At 64.1% G+C, this 23,545-nt stretch carries 25 protein-coding genes and 1 pseudogene; 6 read left to right on the top strand and 20 right to left on the bottom strand.

The window, feature by feature from the left end; translation table 11 throughout:
• Window positions 1-561 precede the first annotated feature (561 nt).
• The 9 genes from M4D77_RS18015 to M4D77_RS17975 all read right to left on the bottom strand — a co-directional run bounded on the left by M4D77_RS18015 (window position 562) and on the right by M4D77_RS17975 (window position 6,501).
• Entirely contained in the window at window positions 562-1,086 is a 525-nt protein-coding gene (locus tag M4D77_RS18015; RefSeq protein WP_259936874.1) for a hypothetical protein, read from the bottom strand.
• A gap of 220 nt (window positions 1,087-1,306) precedes the next feature.
• Complete coding sequence (locus M4D77_RS18010) at window positions 1,307-1,714, bottom strand: DUF3846 domain-containing protein (RefSeq protein WP_259936872.1); 408 nt, start codon at window positions 1,712-1,714, stop codon at window positions 1,307-1,309.
• Window positions 1,715-1,935: 221 nt separating this feature from the next.
• On the bottom strand, window positions 1,936-3,078 hold the full coding sequence (locus tag M4D77_RS18005; RefSeq protein WP_259936870.1) for a hypothetical protein: 1,143 nt from the start codon (window positions 3,076-3,078) through the stop codon (window positions 1,936-1,938).
• Between the two features lie 219 nt (window positions 3,079-3,297).
• Window positions 3,298-3,720, bottom strand: coding sequence for a hypothetical protein (locus tag M4D77_RS18000; RefSeq protein ID WP_259936868.1), 423 nt, complete (start codon window positions 3,718-3,720; stop codon window positions 3,298-3,300).
• A complete protein-coding gene (locus tag M4D77_RS17995) occupies window positions 3,717-4,043 on the bottom strand; it encodes a hypothetical protein (RefSeq protein ID WP_259936866.1) in 327 nt (108 codons plus the stop codon). The genes M4D77_RS18000 and M4D77_RS17995 overlap by 4 nt, the downstream gene beginning before the upstream one ends.
• Complete coding sequence (locus tag M4D77_RS17990) at window positions 4,036-4,722, bottom strand: hypothetical protein (protein WP_259936864.1); 687 nt, start codon at window positions 4,720-4,722, stop codon at window positions 4,036-4,038. Before M4D77_RS17990 ends, M4D77_RS17995 begins: the two co-directional genes overlap by 8 nt.
• Window positions 4,719-5,294, bottom strand: a complete 576-nt coding sequence (locus M4D77_RS17985) for a hypothetical protein (protein ID WP_259936862.1) — start codon at window positions 5,292-5,294, stop codon at window positions 4,719-4,721. The genes M4D77_RS17990 and M4D77_RS17985 overlap by 4 nt, the downstream gene beginning before the upstream one ends.
• A gap of 225 nt (window positions 5,295-5,519) precedes the next feature.
• Window positions 5,520-5,996 (bottom strand): hypothetical protein, encoded by a 477-nt coding sequence (locus tag M4D77_RS17980; RefSeq protein ID WP_259936860.1) that lies wholly within the window; start codon window positions 5,994-5,996, stop codon window positions 5,520-5,522.
• Between the two features lie 13 nt (window positions 5,997-6,009).
• The gene (locus M4D77_RS17975) at window positions 6,010-6,501 is read right to left on the bottom strand and encodes a hypothetical protein (protein ID WP_259936859.1); all 492 of its coding nucleotides are present in this window, start codon (window positions 6,499-6,501) and stop codon (window positions 6,010-6,012) included.
• A gap of 244 nt (window positions 6,502-6,745) precedes the next feature.
• Between M4D77_RS17975 and M4D77_RS17970 the strand changes: the two genes are divergently transcribed.
• Window positions 6,746-7,663, top strand: a complete 918-nt coding sequence (locus M4D77_RS17970; protein WP_259936857.1) for a hypothetical protein — start codon at window positions 6,746-6,748, stop codon at window positions 7,661-7,663.
• Window positions 7,664-7,684: 21 nt separating this feature from the next.
• On the opposite strand, the gene M4D77_RS17965 is transcribed toward M4D77_RS17970, so the two are convergent.
• From M4D77_RS17965 to M4D77_RS17945, 5 genes are all read right to left on the bottom strand, one after another.
• Window positions 7,685-8,494 (bottom strand): phosphoadenosine phosphosulfate reductase family protein, encoded by an 810-nt coding sequence (locus tag M4D77_RS17965; RefSeq protein WP_259936856.1) that lies wholly within the window; start codon window positions 8,492-8,494, stop codon window positions 7,685-7,687.
• Window positions 8,495-8,506: 12 nt separating this feature from the next.
• Window positions 8,507-8,728 carry a hypothetical protein gene (locus tag M4D77_RS17960; protein WP_259936855.1) on the bottom strand — a complete coding sequence of 74 codons (222 nt, stop codon included), beginning with the start codon at window positions 8,726-8,728 and terminating at the stop codon, window positions 8,507-8,509.
• Between the two features lie 3 nt (window positions 8,729-8,731).
• Window positions 8,732-9,727 carry a hypothetical protein gene (locus M4D77_RS17955; RefSeq protein ID WP_259936854.1) on the bottom strand — a complete coding sequence of 332 codons (996 nt, stop codon included), beginning with the start codon at window positions 9,725-9,727 and terminating at the stop codon, window positions 8,732-8,734.
• A 4-nt stretch (window positions 9,728-9,731) separates the two neighbouring features.
• A complete protein-coding gene (locus tag M4D77_RS17950) occupies window positions 9,732-10,412 on the bottom strand; it encodes a hypothetical protein (RefSeq protein WP_259936853.1) in 681 nt (226 codons plus the stop codon).
• A 171-nt stretch (window positions 10,413-10,583) separates the two neighbouring features.
• On the bottom strand, window positions 10,584-11,303 hold the full coding sequence (locus tag M4D77_RS17945) for a helix-turn-helix domain-containing protein (RefSeq protein ID WP_259936850.1): 720 nt from the start codon (window positions 11,301-11,303) through the stop codon (window positions 10,584-10,586).
• 19 nt (window positions 11,304-11,322) lie between these two features.
• Between M4D77_RS17945 and M4D77_RS17940 the strand changes: the two genes are divergently transcribed.
• The 3 genes from M4D77_RS17940 (at window position 11,323) to M4D77_RS17930 (ending at window position 13,101) form a co-directional block, all read left to right on the top strand.
• On the top strand, window positions 11,323-11,709 hold the full coding sequence (locus M4D77_RS17940; RefSeq protein ID WP_204948040.1) for a hypothetical protein: 387 nt from the start codon (window positions 11,323-11,325) through the stop codon (window positions 11,707-11,709).
• Window positions 11,706-12,038: a TfoX/Sxy family protein gene (locus M4D77_RS17935; protein WP_204948039.1), complete on the top strand. Its 333-nt coding sequence runs from the start codon at window positions 11,706-11,708 to the stop codon at window positions 12,036-12,038. The genes M4D77_RS17940 and M4D77_RS17935 overlap by 4 nt, the downstream gene beginning before the upstream one ends.
• 76 nt (window positions 12,039-12,114) lie before the next feature.
• Complete coding sequence (locus M4D77_RS17930) at window positions 12,115-13,101, top strand: IS481 family transposase (protein ID WP_259936842.1); 987 nt, start codon at window positions 12,115-12,117, stop codon at window positions 13,099-13,101.
• Here the strand turns inward: M4D77_RS17930 and M4D77_RS17925 are convergent.
• The 5 genes and pseudogenes from M4D77_RS17925 to M4D77_RS17905 form a co-directional block, all read right to left on the bottom strand.
• The gene (locus M4D77_RS17925) at window positions 13,098-13,295 is read right to left on the bottom strand and encodes a hypothetical protein (RefSeq protein WP_259936841.1); all 198 of its coding nucleotides are present in this window, start codon (window positions 13,293-13,295) and stop codon (window positions 13,098-13,100) included. The two genes, M4D77_RS17930 and M4D77_RS17925, sit on opposite strands and share 4 nt — an antisense overlap.
• Window positions 13,296-13,527: 232 nt before the next feature.
• Window positions 13,528-14,541 (bottom strand): hypothetical protein, encoded by a 1,014-nt coding sequence (locus M4D77_RS17920; protein WP_259936840.1) that lies wholly within the window; start codon window positions 14,539-14,541, stop codon window positions 13,528-13,530.
• Between the two features lie 3 nt (window positions 14,542-14,544).
• Window positions 14,545-14,847, bottom strand: coding sequence for a hypothetical protein (locus tag M4D77_RS17915; RefSeq protein ID WP_259936839.1), 303 nt, complete (start codon window positions 14,845-14,847; stop codon window positions 14,545-14,547).
• A gap of 183 nt (window positions 14,848-15,030) precedes the next feature.
• Window positions 15,031-15,723: a hypothetical protein gene (locus tag M4D77_RS17910; RefSeq protein WP_259936838.1), complete on the bottom strand. Its 693-nt coding sequence runs from the start codon at window positions 15,721-15,723 to the stop codon at window positions 15,031-15,033.
• A gap of 45 nt (window positions 15,724-15,768) precedes the next feature.
• A pseudogene (locus M4D77_RS17905) lies at window positions 15,769-16,667 on the bottom strand (IS3 family transposase); the annotation flags it as partial.
• A gap of 312 nt (window positions 16,668-16,979) precedes the next feature.
• Here M4D77_RS17905 and M4D77_RS17900 point away from each other — a divergent pair.
• Window positions 16,980-20,246 carry a helicase-related protein gene (locus M4D77_RS17900; RefSeq protein ID WP_259936837.1) on the top strand — a complete coding sequence of 1,089 codons (3,267 nt, stop codon included), beginning with the start codon at window positions 16,980-16,982 and terminating at the stop codon, window positions 20,244-20,246.
• Complete coding sequence (locus M4D77_RS17895; protein WP_259936836.1) at window positions 20,243-23,035, top strand: DNA methyltransferase; 2,793 nt, start codon at window positions 20,243-20,245, stop codon at window positions 23,033-23,035. The genes M4D77_RS17900 and M4D77_RS17895 overlap by 4 nt, the downstream gene beginning before the upstream one ends.
• Before the next feature lie 135 nt (window positions 23,036-23,170).
• On the opposite strand, the gene M4D77_RS17890 is transcribed toward M4D77_RS17895, so the two are convergent.
• The coding region (locus tag M4D77_RS17890; RefSeq protein ID WP_259936835.1) for a hypothetical protein at window positions 23,171-23,545 on the bottom strand (375 nt) is incomplete at its 5' end.

The raw sequence follows: 23,545 nt of genomic DNA, 5'->3' as shown, positions 1-23,545 counted from the left end.
GCCGCAAGCGGCGCCGTGGTGGCGTACGTTTCGGTGTCCCGCTCCCCATCGGCCTACGGCCGATTGGCTGGAGTGTGGTTGTGGTGCACAGTGTTTCATGTCGCTCAGTCTATCACGACTTCCGTCGGGCAACGGGCCGGGACGTCGCCGTGTCGGCCTGCGGCCGACCCTGCACCCACACCCACCGACCGCCCTGCGGGCGCTCTCTGACTCCACATTGAACCATGCTACCACACAACAGAATTAAAACCCATTGCCACACAACCGATTCCCTGCGGGAATCTGAGACCACCGCGACCGTTCATTGCAGATGCAACCAAAAGGCCGGCGCGCGCCCGTCATGTCAGAGGATCGGCGGTTTGCTATCGTTACCGTCGCGTTGCTCTGTTGCCACACCCAACGAGAGAGTGGACGCTACACAGGGGAGGGAGGGGACCCCCACCATTGCACCCCTCCCTCCCCTTCTGCCTGTCGGTGTCTGGAAGTCTGAACCGGGCACCGTGGCAGGGGTAGCCGAGTTGGGCGCTCACCTGCCCCGCCACGGTGGCTGTCAGCGGCCCGCTAGACCCGGTCCCAATCGCTGACCGAGGTCGACGTCAGCGAGAACGCCCCCTCGCTCAGCTTCTCCCGGATCGCGTCATCGTCGATCCGTTGCTCCAGGTTGTAGGTGTCCTGCTCGTGTCGCGGGACATCAGACGCCAGCACCGACACCTGCACCGTCACGTCGACGGTGACAAAGACATCATCGACGCGGCCCTGCCAGCCATAGGCCTCACAGAACCGTTCGAACTGGCTGCACAGATCGTTGTCGTCGGCCCACTCCTGCGCCGCCTCGTTGCGTGCCCGGTCTTCCCTCGCCAGGGTCGACGCCTCTTCGCGGGCGGTGTCTCGGTCCAGCTCGGCGCGCCGCAACTCTTCCCGCAGACGCTCGACCTCGGCCTCGACCCGCCACACATCCTCGGCGGGCACCCACGCCCCCGCGTCGGTGATCGGGTTCGGCAGATTCAACACGCCCTCACCGATCGACGGCCACACCTGCTCGGCAGCGTGCCCATTGAGTCTGGGGTTGACTTCCATTGTCGTCATGCGACTTTCCTTTCCATCTCCCCGGCAGACCGTGTGTCTCGTCCGGGTAAGTCATCGTTTCGTGCACTGGTATCGGTGATCGGCAGGACCGGGTACCAGTGCCCACACGGCGGCAGTACGGCGTCGCCCTGGTAGGCCTCGGCAGACCCGTCGAAACAGCAGTGCCCCGAATGCAGGAACGCCCCGGCCCGCCAGCACGCGCACGCCGTCGGCGCGGCCATCACCGCACCTCAACCGGAGCCGCAACGCCGCCCAGATCAGCGATCGCAGCCGCGACGTCGGGAGCCTCGACCTCGTGCGCGAACCACGCCGCTAGCCGCGCGGCCTGCTCGGCAGACAGCGACACGGTCTCGCCGTCCTCAGTCGACGACGCGAACACCACCGGACCCCAGATCACCGGCTGACCGCCCAACAGATCGTTGAGCACCGACGCCCAGGCGTTCACCGGCTGGGTGTAGGCAGCCTCATCACCGACCCACATATCGATCCCGGCGGGCAGGCGCACCACATCGACGTACCCGCCGACCCCGGCCTGCAACATGCTCAGCGTGTCGCCTCCCTCGGCGATCACCTGTGACACCGCGCCCTCGGTATCGATCCGCACACCCGACACATCAGCAGTAGCCATGACGGCCCCTCTCGGTTGAAGTCCGGCAGACCGTGTGTCTCGTCCGGAACTAACCCACACACTAGCGGCACCCACCGACAACAATCCAGCACCGCCACAACGCAATACACCGGGCAGACCTCATACCGGGGTCCGCCCGGTACCGCCCTCGGCGCCTGCCGATACGGCGCCGGCGCCGACACCCCCGATCGGTGGGTGCCGGCGCCAGACCGATCGGGGGGTTACGCCGCGGCCGCGCCGGGTTCGGCGCCGGGGAGCCGGACTGGCATCAGCAGATGACGCACGCCGTCGAACTCGATGGTCATCGGCCGCGACGCCGGCGCGGTTGGCGACCACGTCAGCTCGACCTCACCCGGGGCGCACGCCAGCAGCGACGCCAGGTATTCCGGGTTGTAGCCGGCCACCACCCCCACCACGCGGTCGTCGACGTCGTGAGCGGCCACGTCGAAGGTCGTCGAGACCTGTCCGGTCTCGAGGTCGCCGGCCTCTACCCGCACACTGTCGGCCGCGATCGTGACGCGCACCGAGAACACCGACAGCTTCTTGAGCCGGCGCGCGAGATCCGGCGCGGCGATCCGCGCACGCATCCGGTCATCGCCCGCACCCGGGAGCAGGTTGCGCCACCGTGGGAACTGGCAATCCAGCGCTCGGACCACGACGTCACTGTCACCGCCGCTGACGCGCACGTTCCCGCCGTCGACGTACACACTCACCGCACCCTCGCGCTTGGCCACCCGTGCTGCGGCCGCGGCGAGTACCTTCGCCGGCACCAACACCGGCGCCTCCAGCGTCACGGGGGCGGCCGTGGCCAACTCCGTTGCCGCCAGCCGAAACCTGTCGGTGGTCGCCAGCGACACCACCCCGGCGTCGTCGGCGTCGATATGCACACCGGTCAGCATCGGCAGCGTCACGTCATCGCCGGCCGCCGGCGCCACCGCGCCCACCGCCGTGGCGAACGCCGCGGTATCGGCCACCAGCACCGCCGTCCCGCCGACCGTGGGCATCACCGGCACATCCTCGGGCTTGGCGAACACCGCCACCGACGACCGCCCGTCCGGGCCGGCCACCACCAACCGGTCCCCGTCGCGCTCGAGCTCCACCACCCCGCGCCCCGCAGCCTTGACCGCGGCGGCGAGTTCGGGGAAGTCCACCGTGGTCGCTTCCAGACCACCGGAGACCTGCGCGCGCACCACCACCCCGGCGTCGTAGTTGTAGTGGGTCAGCGTGCCCACCCCACCGAGCGCGGCGATCGTCACCGTCCGCAACGGCGCCAACACACCCCGGCGTGCCGACAAACCCGTCACCCGCTTCACATAGGCCAGATCCGCAGCCAACGAACGTCCATCCCACTGCGCAACAGTCATCACACTGTTCCTCTCGAATCAGTCCGGCAGACCGTGTGTCTCGTCCGGAACTAACCCACACACTAACCGCACCCACCGACAACAATCCAGCATCGCCACAACGCAATACACCGGGCCGACCTCATACCGGGGTCGGCCCGGTACCGCCTCCTGTCGGCCTGCGATTCTTGGGGGCGGCGACACTGTGTCGCCGCCCCCAAAGTCGGGGTCAAAGTCCCGCTATTCGATGGGCGGCCATCCGGCGGGGACCTGGGCGCGTAACGCCGAGTCGATCGCCGCGCGCACATCGCCGCGATCGGCCCAATACTCACCGTCGAGGTAGCGGAAGATGCGCCGTGGGCAGTTGCCGACAACCTCAAACATCACATCGTTGACCGCCTCCAGGTCGTTGTCGGCACCCAGATAGCAGCGCTCGCCGTCGGCCAACGCGAGGGTTTCGATCGCCGAGCACTCTTCGATGTCGACGTGGATCGCTACCCACCCGTTGCTGCACATCACCTCATACAGAGTGCGCAGCGCCGCCAACTCGGTATGGCGCTCAACGAGATTGCGCACCGTCAGATGCGAGGCCAGCGCCGCCCGCGCCCGCTCCCCTGCGTCGCTGAACACCACCGGACTCACCTGCTGCTGGTCGATGGTCACTGCGACTCACCTGCCCGCGTCACCTGGAAGCCCAGCGCGTCGGCGAGCATCACCATCAGTTCCTCACCCGACGGCAACGGATAATGACTCATCCTGTCGCGTACCGCCGTGCACACCGCATCGCCTTGCCCACACTGGCATTCGACGTTGGACGGGTAACTGTCACAGGTGGAGAACAAGCCATGACCGTCGAGAGTTAGCGGGTCAATCACCCACCGGTCCTGAGCAGGGTGGCGCATCAGGTACACCGACACCGCTTCCTCGATGTAGTGCGCGCCCGGATCATCACCGTCGCGGCGCACATACGCCAGATAGTCAGGCACGTCGCACCCCCTCAGCAGCGTCGCGCACCCGTTTGAGGTAGTCGACCTCATCCATCTCCAGGGCCGTCATCAGCCCTGTATCGCACGCCTCCGACGCCGCACTGATCTCCCCGGCCAACCGCCGATGATCGGCCAGCGCCTCATACAGGCCCAACCAGGCCCCGTCCTGGCCGTCGGCGTCGACCTCAGCGCTGTCGGTGGCCGCCAGATCGACGGCCTGCCAGAAGTCCACCGCGTCGGTTGTGGTCCCGGAGTCGGTGAACGTCGGCACCCAGTGCGGGGCGATGCGGACCAGATGCGCCGCGACCCATTCGATGGTGTCGCTGCTCCACTCGGCCTGACCGCCGAGGGCGGTCATCATCTGCGCGCACGCCAACTGCGCGGCGCGGGCCGGGATCTGATCCGCGATCTCGCCCACCGTCACCGCTGGCGGGTCGTCAGGGTCGGTGATCACCCCCAGAGCGCTACGCGCCTCTGAGGGAGCCTCGGGGAACGCCTCGGCCTCGCGCTCGTAGGCAACGACCTCGCCGCCGGTGCTCCCCTCCTCGATGTTGTGGCCGGTGGCGACGTCCTGCGCGCGATCGGCATCGGCGGCGCGGACGCGGTAGCGGGTCGTGGTCGTCTCGGTGACCTCCACCGAGAACACCTGCACCGCCTGGAAGGTCTCGGGGGCGCTCACGCGGCGGCCTCGCCGTCAGTGCTGGCCGGGTTGGTGTCGGCGTAGACGCACGCGACCTCGACGCCGTGATGCCGTCCGCAGCACCCGGACACCTCCAGCACCCGATCGGGGCGGGTGATGTGGCGGCGCGCGTACGTTTCGGCCTCGTCCAGGGCATCGGCGCTGATCGCCTCATAATGGGCATCCATGTCGGTAACCCCGTCGACCTCCGGCAAGCCCGCCGCGTTCCACATCCGCGCGTACAACCCGAACCCGTCATGGCTCAGCGGCGCCCGCAGGCTCGCTTCCCGCAACCCCAAACACACCTCGACCGCCGTACCCGGGCGGGTGTCCTGCTCCTGGCCCACCCGGTCGAGCAGCTCCCGGGCATAGGCCCGGTACACCGGTTCCACACTCAACCGCTCGGCCAACTCGACCGGCGGCCGGATCAGCGAGAACGAATGAAACAACGCATCCGCGCGAGCAGGCCAGCGGCGTTGCGCCGCCGCGATCTCATCCTCGGCCCACTCGATCGAGGCGAACACATCCGCCAATGAATCACGGACCTCTGCGAACAACTCGGCAACATCCATGTCACAAACACCCCTTCGGGAATCGTCCGGCAGACCGTGTGTCTCGTCCGGAACTAACCCACACACTAACCACACCCACCGACAGTTTTCGAGCTGTCCCACAACGCAATACACCGGGCCGACCTCATACCGGGGTCGGCCCGGTGTGGACGTTGCGCCGGTGGATCGGGCACACGCCTTCGAGGTGGCCCGACCCACCGACACGACTCCTTTGCAGTCAGAGGTTCAGCGGCACGTCTCGCGCTCGTGGTCGGTGCGTAGGTCGATCACATCGGTGTGCGCCACGCTGGTGTAGTCACGGCCCAACTGGCGCAGCGCGGTCACTAGCGACACGTGGGCTTCCTGCGCGGTGTCGAACGCGATCGGCCACCCACCGTCCTCGGTGAAGGCCGGCGCCCCGTCGATCACCGCGTAGTAGCCGTTGTCTCCGTACTCGATCCAGCCGCCCAGCCGCCCGATCGGGTTCCGCCTGGACCAGTCCTGCATCACCTGGCTGTACTGGCCCAGCTCGAGCTGCCACCCATGCCGTACCGGATGCGGCCGGATGCTCAACGCCCCGTAGTAGGCGCCGTCGATGACCAGATACACGTAGGTCTCGAAGCCGTCGAGGGCCAGGCGCAGCCTCTCATCGCCTTCGCCGTCGCTGGACAGTTCCAGCACGGCGTGTGCGGGCGTCCGTGGCTGTTGTGGTGTCGTCGTCACTGGCCTGCCCCTTTCAGCAGATCCGGAATCCGCCGCAGACGGCGAGGAACTCGGCGAACTCAGCCACGTTCTCGGCGCTGAACGGATAGCTCGCGTCCATCGGGCGGTGGGTTCCGGCGCCGTTGCACGCGTTGCAGCCGCCCCGCCCGGTCTCGGGGTCGCGCGGGCGGTCCAGACCCATCTGCACCCCGACCTCATCGGTACGTACCCCGGTGCCCGCGCACCACCGGCAGGTCTCATCCGGTAACGCTGCCAGGCGGGCAGTGTGGGCCTGTTCGTATTCGGCCACCGCTCCCGAAGCCAGGTCGGCACGCAACCGCGCCGCCAGCTCGATCGAGGTCTGTTCGTCGAGGCCGTCACCGTCGTTGGACTGCCAGTACTCACACCCCGCAGCCAGCTCGGGATACCGCTCGCACACGAAGTCCGCCAACGGCCGCCACCACCACACGTTGTTGCGGAAGTACTCACCCACCGGCGCGCTCGGCGCCCGCCCAAACACATCCATCCCCATACCTGGGACTCCTTCGGATCAGTCCGGCAGACCGTGTGTCTCGTCCGGAACTAACCCACACACTAGCGGCACCCACCGACAACAAACCAGCACCGCCACAACGCAATACACCGCCAAACCTCATACCGGGGTCGGCCCGGTATGAGGTACAGAAGCTCGGTTCGCCAACGCGGTGGCCGTAGTTGGGCATACTCAGACATCGACAGATCTCGCACCACCAAGGGTCGGAGGAGCACTGATGCTCAGCTTCCAGGCATTCCGCGTTTTACACTGGCTTGATAAGGCAGCCCCCGGAGGTTTCCCTCCGGCCGAGGTATGCCCCGACGAAGACCTCGACGGCGTGCATGACGAGCTGCACGAACTCGGATACATCGAGGACCGCGAGATCGGTGGTATCACCTTCATTCCCACCAGCAAGGGCCGAGTGGCAGCACGCAGAATCCGCGCCGAGTACCGCCACGAAGTCGCCCGACGCGCCGTCCTCGGCTACCTCAACGAGCATGCCGACGACTACGTCGGCTTTGAAGGCCTGGAACACACCGCATGGGCCGACGACCCGGACGGCCGTCTGACGGCTGATGAGATCAGCGAGGCGATCAACGATCTCGATGACCGCGGCCTCATCGAGGGACCACAGCGCACCGCGGGCGGGAAGTTGCCCCACGCGATGATCACCTCCGCCGGTCGAACCGCGTTTCGCCGGGGTGTATCGGCCGAGGTGGTATCAGGCGGCCCATCGGCTACTGCACCTCAACCCCACTACTCGACCACCACGACCATCACCGGCGACAACAATCAGGTCGCTGCCGGCACCCGCGGCCCTGTCACTCAGCACCTGTCGATCGTGGACAACTCCACAACCGTCACCGCGGGTTATGAGGACATCGCGCAATTAGTCCGCGACCTCGTCGAGCAACGCCTTCCCCTGCTGGGGTTGAAAGATGACGACCAGCAGGACGTGATCGACGAAGCCAGGGTGGTGCTGGGCGAGGTCGTCAAAGACGAACCCGACCACAAGATCATCCGCCGTGCACTCACCACGATGCGTGGTGTCCTGGCATCCGTGTTCGCCGGCGTCAACCAGGCTGTGGCCGACGAATCAGCCGAAGTCGCCCGCACCGTCTTCGACCAGATCGGCGCCTCGGGCTTCCTCTGACACCCCGCGAGCGACGCGCGCTTACCGGTATTGAGCTAGCCGTGGGAGCGCCTCGACGAGCCGGTGATAGATGTCGGGCCAGCCAGCGGCCAGACGGGTGATGTGGCCGTTGTCCAGGCGTGAGGGGTCGATCATGGCGTTGACCCGGGCGGTATGGGCGTCGGCGCCGAGGGCTTCCAGCTTGGCGTACAGCGGATTCGGCGGGATGTCGCGAGCGGCAGCGTATGTCCACACCTGTTCGGTGCTCCAGTTCCAGATCGGCCCGAAGCTGGTCGTGCCGTCACCCCGGCGCACCATACCGCGAGGTATGGCGCGCCCGTGGCGGGCGGCCTGGGTGCGGTACAGGTGGCGGCGGCCGGCGGACTCGGCGGCGCGTACACCCCATAGGTTGGCCGGCCCGAACACCGCGTGCGCGCGCTGGGCGGGGGCGGTGATCATCGCCTCACGCATGTTCACCTCGAGGCGCCAGGCTGCCGCGGTCGGGTCGAAGTCACCGGCCGCGACGAGCACCGTGAGTAGGTCGGGTTCGGTGCGCACGACGTGCACGTTCAGATTCCACGCGTCGGCGAGATCGGCAATGTAGGTACGGGTTTCGGGGAAGTCCAGGCCGCAGTCGTAGAACACCACCGGCACTTCCGGATCGACACGGCGGGCCAGGTCGACCACGACGGTGCTGTCCTTGCCACCGGACCAGGCCACCCACATGCTGTCGTGGTGGTCGCGGTAGTCGACGATCTGGGCGAGCACAGCAGTGGGGTCGAGGCGCCGGCCACGCACCGCTCGCAGCGCGGTGAGGTCCAGGCCCGGGTCGGGTCCGTCGGCGGCGGCCACGCAGGGTTGCTCCTACCGCGTGCGGCGGGACGTCGTGGTGGTGCGTGGTGCTTCGGGGGTTTCGTTGTCGGCGTTGGGGTCACCGGGCTCGATCGAGCGGAAGTCGGTGACGCCGAAGCGGATGTCGTCGTGCACGATCAGCACATCGTTCCACCGGCCACGGCTGGGCGGATCGCCCTTCTTCTTGCGCGGGGGTACTGGTGGGAGGTCTTTGGGTCGTCGGGTCGCAGACATCGGTTAGGGCTCCTTGGTGTCTCGGGCCGCCGCACGCGCGGCGGCCTCGGCTCTGCGGTCACGGAACAACCGCCGGCCGGTGACTGGCGGCTGATAGTCAGGGTCGCGTGGGGTGTCGCGCAGCTGCACCACCAGGGTGGAGTCATGCCCGCCGGGGCGGGCGTAGTCGGCGTGCTCGTCGATGCCGGCCACCCGCATCCCCAACCCGCGGGGCAGCAGGTGGCTGGTGTCGTCGACGCTGTCCGAGCGTCCCAGATACATACCGCGGGAGGTCTCGATCTCCAAGATCACCGTCGCCGCACCCGAACCCTTTCGTTGCGCGGCTACCGCGGCAGCTTCGTGCAGGGTGTGGGTGGTCATAGTGTACTGGTCGAACGAAATCCGCGCCCCGGGCTGCAACGTCTCTGGCACGTCACGTCGACGGGTCACCGCGGTGTCGGTGGGCAGCTCGGCGACCGCGTACACCACATGCCCACGCCCGCTGTCTCGTTCGTAGCTCTGGATCAACCGGTCCAGTCGCTGCACTGACTTGCGATCACGCTCGGGTAGCTGTTGGGCGTTGCCGGTGGCCTCACGCAGCGAGCTGTTGAGGTGGCGCCACCGGTCGGGGTCGCCGATCGCCCATTGCATCTCGTTGATCTGGCTCCGCGGTGCCGCTTCGTGGACGCGTCGTTTGAGCGCTGAGCGGTCTTTGCGTTGGCGAGACGACAGCCCGGTACGGAATTCGCCGCGATCAGGCAGCTGCCGGCGTTTGCGATCATCGTCAACCGCCGAGGTGTCACGCGGGTATGCGCGGTCGCGGTCCCGTGCGGCGCGGTGACGGGAGGTGTCGTCCTCGAGGACCCGGTCCGACAGGTCGGCGCCGATCCGGGACTGTTCCATCGCGTCGTAGAACCTCTCGGCCACCACCCCAGCAGCTTTGAACCGTGCAGCATCAACCGGCCCGGCCTCGAGGTCGATGACCCCGTGCCCGGTGTAGGCCGTGCGTGTGGAACTCACGTGTTCAGCCTGGCAGAAACACCAGCCGCGCGCCGTCAACGCCGGCCGCGGCGCGCGCCGCGCACACCTGGTGGGTGGTTAGTGGCAGGTCGGCGTGCGCCGGCCAGTGTGTCTCCATCTGTTCCTCGGTCGCGCACACCCACACGATCGGGTCCTCGACGTCGATACCGGCGGCAAGTTCCTCGACGTGTGCGCGGGCCCGCATGCTGATCTCCCGCATTTCCGCGACCACCCCTGCCGGCACTGCCCCGGTCCCGGCGATCCAGGTCTGGACGCGTTTGCGGCCCACATCAAACCACTTCTGGATCTGGTTGAACCCCATCCCGCACGCCGCAGCCACACACACCAGCCACGCCGCATGGTCGGCAGCCTCGTCAAGGTCGCGGCGAATCACCTTCGCCTGCGGAACGGCCATCGCCGCCCGCCCGGCGCACACCCGGTACACACCCTCCATCGCGATACGCCCCTCGGTGGCGGCGAAGACGTCGGCAGCGTCCTTGAACACCTCGATCTCGCCCGAGACTGTGGCTGTCTCGATCAACCGCACCGTCTCGGTGGCCGCGACCGTGGTCACCTCGTCGAGCAGCTCGACAAGGCCGTCAGGGATCGGTGCGCGTCGTTCCTCCGCGGCCGCGATCACCCCGGCGTCCAGCCCGAGAATCTGCTCGACCTCGTACTCGAGCAACCCCACCGCCAACCGCGAACACCGCACCGCAGCAGCATCAACCTCATTGATAGTCATCAGCATCATCTTCGCTCACCCTCGATAGTCATGGGCAGACCGACTGTCTCGTCCCAAGCAAGCCCCATCATAACCGCGCCTGGCCCGATCCCCCAGACCTTTCCCGCCAGGGGACTAGGTGTACTGACCGGGGACGTTAGTCGACGCTTGCGGCGCTGGTAGAACTCGCGTCAGGGCCGCGGCATCGCCGGTGACATCCACGCCCTGCGCGATAGCGGCGGGCAGAGGCATTGCGCCTTGTAGGAGGGCAACCAGTACCGGCCCGGGGCCTGTAACACCCGCCAGGGGGCTGACATCGCGCTGGCAAGGGTCCACCGTGATGGTTCCGTCGGCGGCGGTGAGGTCGAAGCCGTCGTCGAAGGTGCCGAACCGGATCACGATCGGTGGCTCGTCCGGTCTGTGATCCGCGAGGAGGAAGCGTGCCGGTTGGCTGAGCCAGTGCATCTGGAAGATCGCATCACTCGGCGCGTCTAGAACCGTCGGTGCACCCCACTTCAGAAGCTCGCGCAGCACTCCGTCCAGGGCCCGGCCACGCTCGGTAAGCCGATACGTTGGCGTGCCCGGGGTTCCTGGGGCGGGCTCGCGGGCGACGACACCGTTGGTCTCGAGGTCCCGCAGACGCTGGGTGAGCAGGTTTGTCGCGATGCCAGGCAGGCCGCGCTGGACTTCGCCAAAGCGCAATGCGCCACCGATCAGCAGCTCACGCACGATCAGGAGAGTCCACCGGTCACCGACGACATCCAGGGCGCGAGCGATCGAGCAGAGCTGTCCGTAGGACTTCACCTGAACCCCCTTGACTTTATCAAGTGCCTGCTTGAAAGTATCAAGCACCATTCTCACACCAAGGAGAGCCATGCCCGCCACCCTGTCTTCTGCCTCACCTCAGACCCTCAAGGACTACTACCGGATCCTCGAGTCCGGCATCGACAGTTACCAGGATGGGGCTGACCTACGGCCTCTGCTGGGTGACCACCTCGACTTCACGGGCTCCCTCGCTGGACACCTCCCCGACGCCACCGATGGCTTCCTGGGCGGGGTTGCCGGTTTCATTGCGACGGTCAAGCAGATCGAGATCATCCACGACGTGCACGGCCCTAACGGCTCCGCCGTGCTCTATACGGCGACCATGCCCGGCGGTCCCATGACCTTCGCGGAGTTCTTCACCTTCGACGGCGGACGCATCGCGTCCTTGAACCTTCACTACAGCGGCCCCGAGTACATCGAGAAGGGTGGACGATGACAGCACAGAAGGACCTGGTCGAGCGAGTTCGTGACGCGCTAAGAGCTCGCAACCCTCGTGAGGTGTCGATGTTCGGGGGAGTGTCGTTCATGGTCGAGGACCGGATGGTCGTCGCCGCTCGTCGGGAAGGGACACTCCTGCTACGCATCGACCCCACTGACGCGGAAGACCTACTCGCCCGCCCTGGTGCTCACCCTGCGCTCATGGGCGCAGACCGCCCCATGGGCGACGGCTGGATCTGCGTCGAGCAGGCCGCACTCCAGGGACCTGGGCTCGAGTCCTGGCTCGAGCCAGCACTCACCTTCCATGCAGCGCAAGGCGCCGAGTAGAGATCTCTACTCCAACTCCATCATCCGGTGGCCGGTCGCAAACGCGGCCGGCCACCGATCTATCTCAGGAGGCACTTTGATTCATCGCAATGCCGCGCTGACCCCACGTCATCGTCTACGAGTCGCACGCCTCGTCATCGAGGAAGGATGGCCGATCAGCGAAGTCGCTGCCCGCTTCCAGGTGTCGTGGCCGACCGTGAAGCGGTGGGTCGACCGATACCTTGCTGGCGAGCCGATGCAGGACCGGTCGTCACGGCCGAAGTCTTCGCCGAACAAGACGAGCAAGAAGACGACAAAACGGTGCGTGAGCCTACGAATGCGCCTGAGGGAAGGGCCTGTTCAACTCGCAGCCCGACTCGGCATCGCCCCGGCCACGGTCCACCGCATCCTTACGACCGCGCGCATGAATCGACTTTCCTACGTCGACCGTGCCACCGGCGAGCCGATCCGCCGATACGAACACGACCACCCTGGCTCGCTCGTGCACGTGGACGTCAAGAAGCTCGGGAACATCCCCGACGGTGGGGGCTGGCGATACGTCGGGCGACGTCAAGGATCGAGGAATCGTGCCGTCACTCCCGGCAAGCCGAAGAACAAGTGGCGCAACCCCAAGCTCGGGTATGCGTTCGTGCACACCATCATCGATGACCACTCGCGCGTCGCCTACACCGAGGTTCACAACGACGAATCCGCTGTCACCGCCGTCGGAGTCCTGCATCGAGCGGTCGAGTGGTTCGCCGACCGAGGGGTCGCTATTGAGCGCATCTTGTCCGATAACGGTGGTGCGTACCGTTCTCACCTGTGGCGAGACACGTGCGAGGCTCTATCGATCACTCCGAAGCGAACGCGGCCATACCGCCCACAGACCAACGGCAAGGTCGAGCGATTCCACCGCACCATGGCCGACGGCTGGGCGTATGCGCGCTGCTACACGAGCGAGAACGAACGCCGCGATGCCCTCCCCGACTGGCTCCACGAGTACAACCAGCACCGACCACACACCGCCTGCGGAGGCCAGCCGCCCTTCTCACGATTGATCAACGTCCCCGGTCAGTACAACTAGGCCCACCGAACGTCCGAGCCGAGCTTGTCCCAGTGATCGTTGAGAGCCTGCGGGCTCGCCGTGGTGTCGTGAGAAATCGCGAACTCATGCGGCGAAAACCGCATCAAGTGCCACACCATGTTGGCCACCTGCTGATATTCCTCCTCGGTGTCGCAGTCAAAGGAGATCGTCACCGTCCGCTTGTGTTTCGGCATGCACGCGACGCTACAGCTTGGCGACACGGCAACGGGTTCAAAATCCGTCCAGTGTCAGTTCGACTGCGCCCGGGCGCACTAAGTGAGACCAGACTGGTACCCCGGGCGATCTCCACGTCCACGATTCCGGCGATGCCCGCCGGGCCAGACCTCACCACATCCCGTTCAGTGACGAATTCCTCACCAGCGGTCATCACCTGGAATGGTTGGGCACAGTCACCAGACGAGCCTGTCAATCTTTGCTGAGCCGAGAGGCAAAGCATTCCTCGCAGATGGACATTCCCTCATCGCCGGTGTCAGTGACCACGTTGCACATATCGCAGTGGTCCAAGTCGTGCACTGCGCCTGTCCAGCCACAGTCAAAACACGCCCAGTAGGCCAGTGGTTGGGTATCGCAGCCGCCGTCGAACAACGATTCCAGGCTCGGTCGGCGTTGCTTCACCCCCTCCACCAAGGCCGGCGACGAGCATCGTGGGCAGTCCCACACCGGACCTCCCGGCCCGGCAGATTCGTTGTAGGACCCACCCAGCACGCCCTCCTCGTACTCCTGCGCTGCAGACGATCCGTCCTGCGGATTCCACAGGCAGTAGCCGCAATACACCGACTGCGACTGCTCGAAGAGCATCAGCGCTGGTTGCTCGCAGCGCGGACAGTCCACACACACGTCGGCGCCGTCGAGAGTCTCATCGATTGTTCCCATCCGGTCACTCACCAGCTCCTGGATATACCGCAGTTCGGAGGTGAGTTGTTCGATGACCTCCTCGACGAGTTCCTCGATGTCGCCGTTGGCTTTGCCCCGAAATTCGTTGTCGAGGAACCATAGTGCGAAGTTCAGTGCATGTCCGTAGACGGTGGCGACGCCGATCGAAGCGTCGTCTGTGGGCACGGTGAAGTGGACTACGCGGTTACGTAGCTGTCCGATCTTCTCGATCCGTTTGTCGTGACCGAGCGTTTTCAGTGTGAGCCCTGCGATGCCGTCGAGCCGTATGACCGACTGCTCCGGGGACACCGTTTTCGCCAGCCCGGCCTCAAACTGGGCCACGCTTGTCTTATCAGGCTGCGCGCAGATCAAACTCCAGTGCTCCCGTACCAGGCGAGCTTTAAGCAGCACCTCGATCGCAACGGCCAAGTCGACGATGGCGAACAGCGGGCCACGGTCGTCTGATCCGCGCATACTGGTCACCGACCGGACAAGGAACGCCAGGCCGTGCTCGGTGAGATCGCGTTCGATGCTCGCGCTATCCATCAGCTACTCGGAACCGTCAGTCGGTTGCAGGTCAGTCCAGTCTGCCCATTCGCCAGGCGCGTAGCTGACAAGCACTTCGCCGAGGTAAATCACCTCGAGGGTGCCGTCGATGTCCTCGGCGCGAATCCTGGCGCCCGCCTCGGTGTAGAGGTACCGGGTACCGGTGATGTGGTGGACCTCGCCGTTGTGGAGCCGCACACCAATAGCCCCTGTGCGGGACAAAATTCCCTCGGTGAAGTAGGGCCGGTGGCATTCCATGACATCGGTGGCCAGAGGTCCCTGGGCGGCGAAGTACTTATCGGTCATGACGACACCAACCTAGCCCTTTCGCAGCGGATATGTTCCCACCACCACGATGCCGTCGGCGCCCGGCATCGGTCTGCACCTGCCCCTCATCGGGGACGTCCTCTATCAGCCACGACCTGCTCGCCCCGGCGACTTCCGCTGTGTCGATCTGCGCCACCTCATCCGATCGGGCCGGGATCGGTCTCAGGGCGCGGGTAGGTAGGCAGCGGTTGCGTGGCGGCTTGGGTGGGAGTACGGGGCGCGGACCGCGATGCGGGAACGCCCACCGTGGACGATGTCAGGTCGGTCGGCGACGCAGGGTGCCGGCACGCTGCGGCCCAGGACGCCGGGGGCGTGTTCGTGGCCGGCCGACCACACGTCATCACCCGGGACGGGTTCGACGGTCCATGACCTGACGCGGCCTTCGCCGCTGGTGCGGTACTTGCCGATTTCGGTGACCTCGGCGAGCAGCTCGGCGATCTTCTCGGGGTCGCCGACGGCCCGCCAGGTCGCCGTCGCAGTGACGGTCGCGACAGCGGGGATCAGGCGTTTGCGGTAGTGCCCGCGCGTATCGGAGACCGTGGAGGGTACCGAGGGTGAGAGGCGTTGCAGATCAGCGTGATCGGTGCGACTCGATCGCATACGTGTCTCGGGTTGAGTGGTGGCCGGCGTCGTGTGGGCGAAGGTGCACATCCAGTGCCACGGCTGACCGGCCTCGCAGCGGGCCAGGGGAAGCTCCATGTCGTCGGGCACACCCAGCGGGTCGTAGGTGATTACCTCACCGCGGGCGGCGGCGGTGGCTTTGCGGCGGTGCCAGAGCACCGAGGCCAACAGTCCGTCGAGACTGATGCCCCACGGGGCGCCGAAGCACACCCCGTGCGGCAGTTCGGCAGTCACTCGAAGCGGCTTCACTGGCTTGGTTCCGAAAAGGTGTTCACGTTACCACAGTGCCATCCGAAGCGGGACCGTCACCAGCTCGACTGTCTTCGATGTCGATGCGTGCCACGCCACGATTCGACGGGAGAACACGTCGATGATGAACACCACGTACACCCACCCGGCCCATGTCCGGCAGTAGGTGAAATCGGTCACCCAGACCCGGTTGGGTTCGGCGGCACTGAACTGTCGGTTCAGCAGATCCTCCGCGCGTACACCGTCAGCGGAGCGGACGGTCGTGCGGACCCCTTTGGATCTTCGAATTCCGTTGTGGCCTAGCATTTTCATTGCTCGATCAACAGCGCCGTAGGACACCCCAGGCAGTGTTGTGCGGTGCAGATGGGCGCGCATCTTCACCCGCCCGTAGAGGCCCTCGGGAGTCATCTTCCGTCGGCCGTCGTCATCGGTGCGCCAGACGACATTGCGCACCGCATCGACGACGTGAGCGTCGGAGACGGTACGAGCAGCAGGCATTCGTGTTCGCCATGCCCGGTAGGTTCGTGCGGCAACCATGCAGCCCTGCTCACGCAGGACCCGGCAGATCGACTCGACCGCAAAACCGTTGCTGCGCATCTGATCTATGAACGCCACGATCATCGGTTGCGGGGGTCGAGTTCCCCCGCGAAGAAAGTTGTCGCCGCCTTCAGAATGGCAACGTCTTCTCGCAACTGCTTGTTCTCCGCCTTGAGACGCTTGATCTCGGCGGACTCCTTCGAGGTGGTCCCGGAGCGGGCGCCGGCATCGACCTGTGCCTGCACTGCCCACCGGCGTACCGTCTCTCCGCCGACACCGACCTGCTTAGCGATCGCTTCGGCAGCGGCAGTCAACGACGTGTACTCGCCGCCGTGGGCCTCCAGCAACCGCAGAGCCCTCGAACGGACCTCTGGATCGATCTTTCTAGGCATGAGCTCATCCTTCCTGACTCAGAAGGAAGCGGCATCAAACCAGGGGTGATTCAAGGGCTGCTTTGCGGAGCGGGTCGGTGGTGGTGTGGAGCTCGTGGGGTAGTCGTGTGGCGAGGGTTTGGTCTTGGCGGGTGGCGACTATCCCGCCGGTTCGGTGGCTTAGGCAGGAACACCCCTGGAGGGTGGCGGTGCGGTCGAGCTTATCGCCATTGAACCTGGTCGTTCGTCGTCAGCGATGCATGGTGTTCGAGATTTCTGCGCAAGCCCGTATAACTATGTCCGGAACGTCTGCCCTGTAAGGAGCACTGCCGAGTGACGCGAATCTTTGACAACATCAAGTCCGACTTGGGCTCGCATCTGCAGCAGACGTTGCAGATCTCGGACCGGATGGACGTCGCCGTGGGCTACTTCAACCTTCGCGGGTGGGCCGTTTTTGACGCCTTGGTCAGGACGAAGGTCGAAGCCGACCCGGACGGTCCGGTGGTGCGAATACTTATCGGGATGGTCATGACCGGGCCGCAGCAAGACACCTTAGATGATTTGCAGGCCGACGTCGATGGCACCGCACGATCAGACGCGGATGCAAATACGGCCCGCGAACGCAAAGCTCATCTCCTCGAGCAACTTCGCATGCAACTGATGCGAGGCATCCCGACCAATGCCGACCGTGCCGCACTGCAGTCTTTGCGCGAGCTTCTTGCTCAGGGCACGGTCGAGCTCAAGGTGTTCACACGTCGCCCGCTGCATGGCAAGACCTATATTTGCCACCGGACTGATTTGAACAACCCGATCACCGGCTTTGTTGGTTCCTCGAATTTTACTGCACCGGGCCTGACGCACAACCTCGAACTTAACGTCGATGTTCTCGACACCTCCGGCGCCCGGAATTTGGCCCAGTGGTTCGAAGACAGATGGAACGACCGGTTTAGTCGGCCGGTCACCGCGGACGTACTGGATTTGCTTGACGAGTCGTGGGTACGCCGCGAGCCTCGTCGACCATACGAGGTATTTCTGAAGGTCTGTTACGACTTGTCCCGCGACGTGCGTGAGGGGTTGGCCGAATACTCGGTACCAGCAGAAATCAATAAGCAATTGCTTGAGTACCAGGGCACAGCGGTGCAGACGTTGGCTCGGCGGATCATGACTAAGCGGGGCACCATGCTCGGTGACGTCGTAGGTCTCGGCAAAACACTTACGGCGATTGCAGTTGCGTTGATGCTTCGCGACGAGCACGGCTACATGCCACTGGTGTTGTGCCCGAAGAACTTGGTGTCGATGTGGGAAGAACACCTCGAAGCCTACGAGCTGCACGGACGGGTTGTCCCCTACAGCATGGCGCACGCGATTTTGCCCGACCTGCGCCGGTACGCATTCGTCATCGTTGACGAGTCCCATACCTTGCGTAACGACACCCGTCGTGACTACAAAGCAATCCAGGACTATATCCATCTCAACGACAGCAAGGCTCTGCTGCTGACCGCCACTCCGTACAACATTCGGTTTCAGGACGTAGCAAACCAACTCGCCCTTTACATCGACGATGACGACGATCTCGGGATTGCCCCAGTCAATGCTCTTAGCGCAGACCCCCGCCTAGCGGACAAGGTCGACGGCAAGACCACCACAATGGCCGCGTTCCGAAAATCCGAGGACCCCGACGACTGGAAGCGGCTGATGAGCGAGCATCTGGTCCGCCGCACCCGAACCTTCATCAAGAACAACTACTCGCTGACCGATGAGTCCGGCCGACAGTACCTGGAGTTCGCGGACGGAACCCGCTTTCAGTTCCCACAGCGTGTCCCGAAGCCGGTTGACCACTCCTTCGGACCGGACGACCCGGCGGCACTTATGGCAAGTGACGCCACCCTCGACGCCCTGACCGGGCTGATCTTGCCCCGTTATGAACTCGGCAACTACATCTCCAAGAGCCCGCAGCTGACCGCAGCCGAAAAGGAGTTCGTCGACAACCTCGCCCGCGGTCGCGGCAACGTAGCCGGTTTCGTCCGCACCACCTTCTATAAACGTCTGTCCTCCTGCGGGCACTCGTTCACTCTCTCACTTAGACGCCATATCGCCCGTAATGAGCTGTTCTCGTATGCGATCGAAAACCGCCTACCTATTCCAACCGGTACCATCGCCGAGAACACGTTCGGTGAGGATGAAGACCCAAACGCCGACTATTTCGAAACTGAAGACCGGGTCAGTGACGATCCATCCCGCCGCTACGAGTCGCTGGTCGCGGCGAATCCTGCCGGTCTGACGTGGATTAGACCGGAACTCTTCACTCCCGATCTGCTGAAGGACCTCAAAGCCGACACCAATGAGCTGAGGTTGTTACTCACCGCCTACGGTGACTGGACACCGGAGCGGGACTCCAAGCTGGACGCGCTGATCACCCTTCTCCGGACCGACCACCCGAGCGAGAAGGTGCTCATTTTCACCGAGTACAAGGACACCGCTGTCTACATCGCCGCCGCCTTGCACTCGGCCGGCATCGGGGAGGTAGGCGTCGCCACAGGCGACAGCGACGACCCAACCCGCCTCGCTCACCGATTCTCGCCCCGCTCGAACACCCTTCCCGGACACGAACCCGAGACTGAGAACGACGACGAGCTGCGGGTCCTGGTCGCCACCGACGTCCTCAGCGAGGGGCAGAACCTGCAGGACGCCCATATCGTGGTCAACTACGACCTGCCGTGGGCCATCATCCGCCTAATTCAGCGCGCCGGCCGCGTCGACCGCGTCGGCCAAGCCGCCGACACCGTCCTCCTCTATTCCTTCTTCCATGAGTCGGTCGACAACGTCATCTCCTTACGTCAGCGCATCAGTGACCGCCTCCACGCCAACGCCGAGGCGTTCGGTTCCGACGAACAATTCTTCGGCAGCGATACCGAGGTAAAGGCCATCGCCGACCTCTACGACGGCACCCTCGACGACCAGGACGCAACCGACGATGTCGACGCCTCCAGCTTGGCCTACCAGCGCTGGCACCGGGCTGAACGGGACGACCCCGACCTCGCCGCGAAGATCGCTGGTCTACCGGACATGATCTCTGCCACCCGCGCCCGCCGCCTCTCCGACCCCGGCGATGGCGTCGTCTGCTACGTGCGCACCGAATCCGGGATAGACGGGTTCGGCATGGCGACCACAGACGGCCAAACTCGTCTACTCACCGGACATGAGGTGCTCCGCGCGTTCGAGGCCAGCCCAGACGAACTCGGCCTCGAGCATGCCGATGACCACGACAGCCTTCTACAGGCTCTCATCCGCGGCGACCTGGCGAATCCGCACGTGACCGCCGGCCGGCCTCGTGGGGTCCGCCGCACACTGTGGAACCGGCTCAGCGGCACTCTGCACAACCACGCCGCCGACACCGAACTTGCACTCGAAGCGCTCTACCAACATCCCCTCATGAAGGATGCCGAGCAACGACTGCGGCGGGCGGCCCGCAATGGGACCAGCGACGACGACCTGATCACCCTCATAACTGCCTTACACCGTGACGGACAGCTCGTCATCGCCACCCGCACCGGCAAAGACCCGATCCACATCGTCTCCAGCATGGGGGTTCGTTCATGACCAGCAACCGCCTTCTCGACCTTGTCGACGCCCGCGATTTCCGCACTTTGTTCATCGACGAACTCGGCTGGAACAACCCCGACCGGCCCGACATCACACTAGAGGTCAACGACCAGACCTTCGCGCTCACCCAAGTTGCCGGCTACAAGGGTCTACGGATCTGGCATTGTCCGGTCCTCCCGGTCCGAAAGTCCCAGCGCATGATCGACGTGCTGGTCGGGAAGGACAATCACGAACGTCTGGTCATCTTCAGCAATGAACATCGCCAGGAATGGCGCTGGCCAAGGCGCGCTCAACTCGGTAGTGCCAACGCCAAACTTCTTGTACACGAGCACGTTGTCGGTGACCACGCCACACACCTAACCCAGCGCCTGCAGGCGATCGAGCTCGACTTTGACGAGGACATCACCCTCGTCGCCTTGCTCGACAAAATGCGAGACGCGTTCGATCACGAGGCCGAAACCGCGTCGGTCGCAGCGGCCCGACTGATGGGAACTCTCTACACAGAACTCGAAATAGCTGGTGTTGGCGAGCAAGACGCCACCCTGCTTCTCGCGCGCATACTCTTCCTGCTCTTCGGTGACGACGCCGACATGTGGAAACCGGCAGGCCTGTTTGAGAAGTACTTGCGCGAGCACACCACCAGCGAAACTCTCCACGAAGACCTCAAGGAGCTGTTCGACGTCCTCGACACCGACGAGAAGAAGCGCACGCTGGCGTCCGATAGTCCTTACGCTGCATTTCGATACATCAACGGTGGACTCTTTCACGATCCGCTGCGTCTACCCAAGCTGACCCCGGAATTTCGAGAGGCGTTGCTCGCGGCGTGCGAGTTCGATTGGTCAATTATTTCTCCCGCAGTTTTCGGTTCGATGTTTCAGACGGTCAAGAGTAAAGATTCACGACGATCCGGTGGCGAGCACTACACCACCGAAGAGAACATCCTCAAGACCATTCGCCCGCTGTTTCTCGACGAGTACCGTGATCGACTCGAACGCGGATGGAACGACAAATCCCAGCTCACCCGGCTTCACAACGACCTGGGGCGATCGCGCTTTATGGACCCGGCATGTGGATGTGGCAACTTTCTCGTTGTTGCCTACCGCGAGCTACGCGCCATCGAACATGAAATCCTCAAGCGCCGTCGTGATCTGGACATGGTTGACGCGTTGTCCAAGAAGGTCGAGCGCGCGCAGCTAAGTCTTGATGTCACTGGCGATATAAAGGTCACCCTCGATCACTTCTACGGAATCGAGATAGAGGAATGGCCAGCACGCATCGCCGAGACCGCGATGCTGCTCGTTGATCATCTCGCCAACCAGCAGATGGCAGTCGAGTTCGGCGTCGCGCCGGATCGCTTGCCCATCGCCATCGCACCGACCATCTACCATGGCAATGCGCTGCAGGTGGATTGGCGTCGCGTTCTCCCGCCAAGCGACGAGGTTTACGTGTTCGGTAACCCGCCGTGGCTGGGCATTTCGTTACGGTCAGAGGAACAGACAGCGGACCTGCAAACCGTATGGCGTGACCGGTACCATGGCACACTCGATTACGTCACCGGTTGGCACGCTAAGACCCTTGAATACCTTCAAGGCACCACTGCTCAATGGGCCTTCGTAACCACAAATTCGGTTACACAAGGAGAAGCAGTAGCGCCGTTGTTTGAACCGATATTCGATGAAGGTTGGCGCATCAAATTCGCCCATCGCACCTTCAAATGGACCTCTGAAGCCACCGGTCAGGCCGCGGTGCACTGCGCCATCATTGGTTTCGCAAAAAAGGTTCTCGGACCACGGTTGTTCGACTATCCCAAACCAGACTCTTCTGCCGTAGAGATAGCCGAGGTCGGGGCGATCACGCCATATTTGACGCCCTACCACGGCGCAGGTCGTCCAGTCATCGTGCATCCGGTCACGAGACCTCTCAATCGGCAACTCGGTGAAGTTGCGTACGGCAACAAGCCGACTGACGGCGGGTACTTCATCGTCGATCCCGACGAATATGAACAGTTCGCCGCCGATCCGATTGCCGCAAAGTACTTGCGACGATATGTCGGAGCTCGGGAATTGCTCCATAACAATCCTCGATACTGCCTGTGGCTTGTCGATCTGAAACCTAGCGACCTCAAGCAAAGCAGTCTGCTCCGGTCACGTGTTGACGGAGTTCGCGAGTTCCGCCTGAGTAGCAAGGCGGCTTCGACCCGTAAGGCCGCGGAGACACCGCACCTGTTCCGTCAGATCGCGCAGCCGTCCAGCTCTTACTTGTGCATTCCTCGTCACGTGAGCGAGAATCGACCATACTTTCTCAGCAACCGGTTTTCCGCCGACGTAATCTGTAGCGACGCTAATTTTCTCGCAGCTGACGCTGATGGTTTCGTCTTTGCAATCATGTCGTCGGGCATGTTCATTGAGTGGCAGCGCGCCGTGGGCGGTCGTCTGGAATCCCGACTTCGCTTCAACAAACTGTTGACATGGAACACGTTTCCGCTCCCCCCGATAAGTAAAGAGTCACGATCGCAGATCATTGCGGCAGGCGAGGGGGTTCTCGCGGCTCGGCAGCTCCAATCAGAACAGTCGCTGGCCGATCTCTATGAGCCCACCACGATGTCGGCTGAATTGCGCGCGGCGCACAGCTTGTTGGACTCGCATGTCGACAAGCTCTTTGGGATCGAGTCCGCTAAACCTAGCGCGTTGGAACGGCAGGACCTGTTGTTCGAACAGTATCGTGCGATCACAGATCCGCTTTCGGCCTCGTCGACGAAGGGCCGCAGCCGCAAACCGAGAAGGTAGAACTGGCGGGCTCCGTATGGTGCGCGAGCGCGCGGAACGGCGACCCAGGGGGACGGGATTCGCTACCTGCTCCGATGGGACTGCCACATAACGAGCTGGGGGTGAGCGAGATGTTTAAGTCCTTCGTTGCCGCGGTCAGCCCGAGCGAGAATTGTAACGCGACACCAGCGCTGGAGACTCCTTGGGAGTAGGGGCGTGATCACTCTTTCGGGCATGCGGATGCTGGTTGATCGCATCAACAATTGCAAGGATCTCGGGGTGCTCGGTCCACAGCGCTCGGCCTGTTCCGCTAAAGCGATGCCATCTCACTAGATAGAAAGCCCAGCCTCGTAGCAGATCGATGCCGGCCCACTCAGGAATCCGTTGATCTCGCTCATAAGGTTTGATCAGCACCTGCAAGACTTCGAGCAACTGATTCGAGTCGGTCGCGAGTCGTTTGTAACCGTTGTAGCGCAACGCCCACTTGATCAACTGCATCTCATACTCAGCATCCATACGTGCGCACCTCCT

It is taken from the genome of Gordonia sp. p3-SID1431 (assembly GCF_025143765.1).
GTDB lineage: Bacteria > Actinomycetota > Actinomycetes > Mycobacteriales > Mycobacteriaceae > Gordonia > Gordonia hongkongensis.
This window is presented reverse-complemented; position numbering and strand designations above follow the sequence as displayed.

Coding starts and splice junctions, on each gene's coding strand:
- M4D77_RS18015 (WP_259936874.1), bottom strand. CDS start 1,086: ATGACGACAATGGAAGTCAACCCCAGACTCAATGGGCACGCTGCCGAG.
- M4D77_RS18010 (WP_259936872.1), bottom strand. CDS start 1,714: ATGGCTACTGCTGATGTGTCGGGTGTGCGGATCGATACCGAGGGCGCG.
- M4D77_RS18005 (WP_259936870.1), bottom strand. CDS start 3,078: ATGACTGTTGCGCAGTGGGATGGACGTTCGTTGGCTGCGGATCTGGCC.
- M4D77_RS17985 (WP_259936862.1), bottom strand. CDS start 5,294: ATGGATGTTGCCGAGTTGTTCGCAGAGGTCCGTGATTCATTGGCGGAT.
- M4D77_RS17975 (WP_259936859.1), bottom strand. CDS start 6,501: ATGGATGTGTTTGGGCGGGCGCCGAGCGCGCCGGTGGGTGAGTACTTC.
- M4D77_RS17970 (WP_259936857.1), top strand. CDS start 6,746: ATGCTCAGCTTCCAGGCATTCCGCGTTTTACACTGGCTTGATAAGGCA.
- M4D77_RS17960 (WP_259936855.1), bottom strand. CDS start 8,728: ATGTCTGCGACCCGACGACCCAAAGACCTCCCACCAGTACCCCCGCGC.
- M4D77_RS17945 (WP_259936850.1), bottom strand. CDS start 11,303: ATGGTGCTTGATACTTTCAAGCAGGCACTTGATAAAGTCAAGGGGGTT.
- M4D77_RS17940 (WP_204948040.1), top strand. CDS start 11,323: ATGCCCGCCACCCTGTCTTCTGCCTCACCTCAGACCCTCAAGGACTAC.
- M4D77_RS17935 (WP_204948039.1), top strand. CDS start 11,706: ATGACAGCACAGAAGGACCTGGTCGAGCGAGTTCGTGACGCGCTAAGA.
- M4D77_RS17925 (WP_259936841.1), bottom strand. CDS start 13,295: ATGCCGAAACACAAGCGGACGGTGACGATCTCCTTTGACTGCGACACC.
- M4D77_RS17920 (WP_259936840.1), bottom strand. CDS start 14,541: ATGGATAGCGCGAGCATCGAACGCGATCTCACCGAGCACGGCCTGGCG.
- M4D77_RS17915 (WP_259936839.1), bottom strand. CDS start 14,847: ATGACCGATAAGTACTTCGCCGCCCAGGGACCTCTGGCCACCGATGTC.
- M4D77_RS17895 (WP_259936836.1), top strand. CDS start 20,243: ATGACCAGCAACCGCCTTCTCGACCTTGTCGACGCCCGCGATTTCCGC.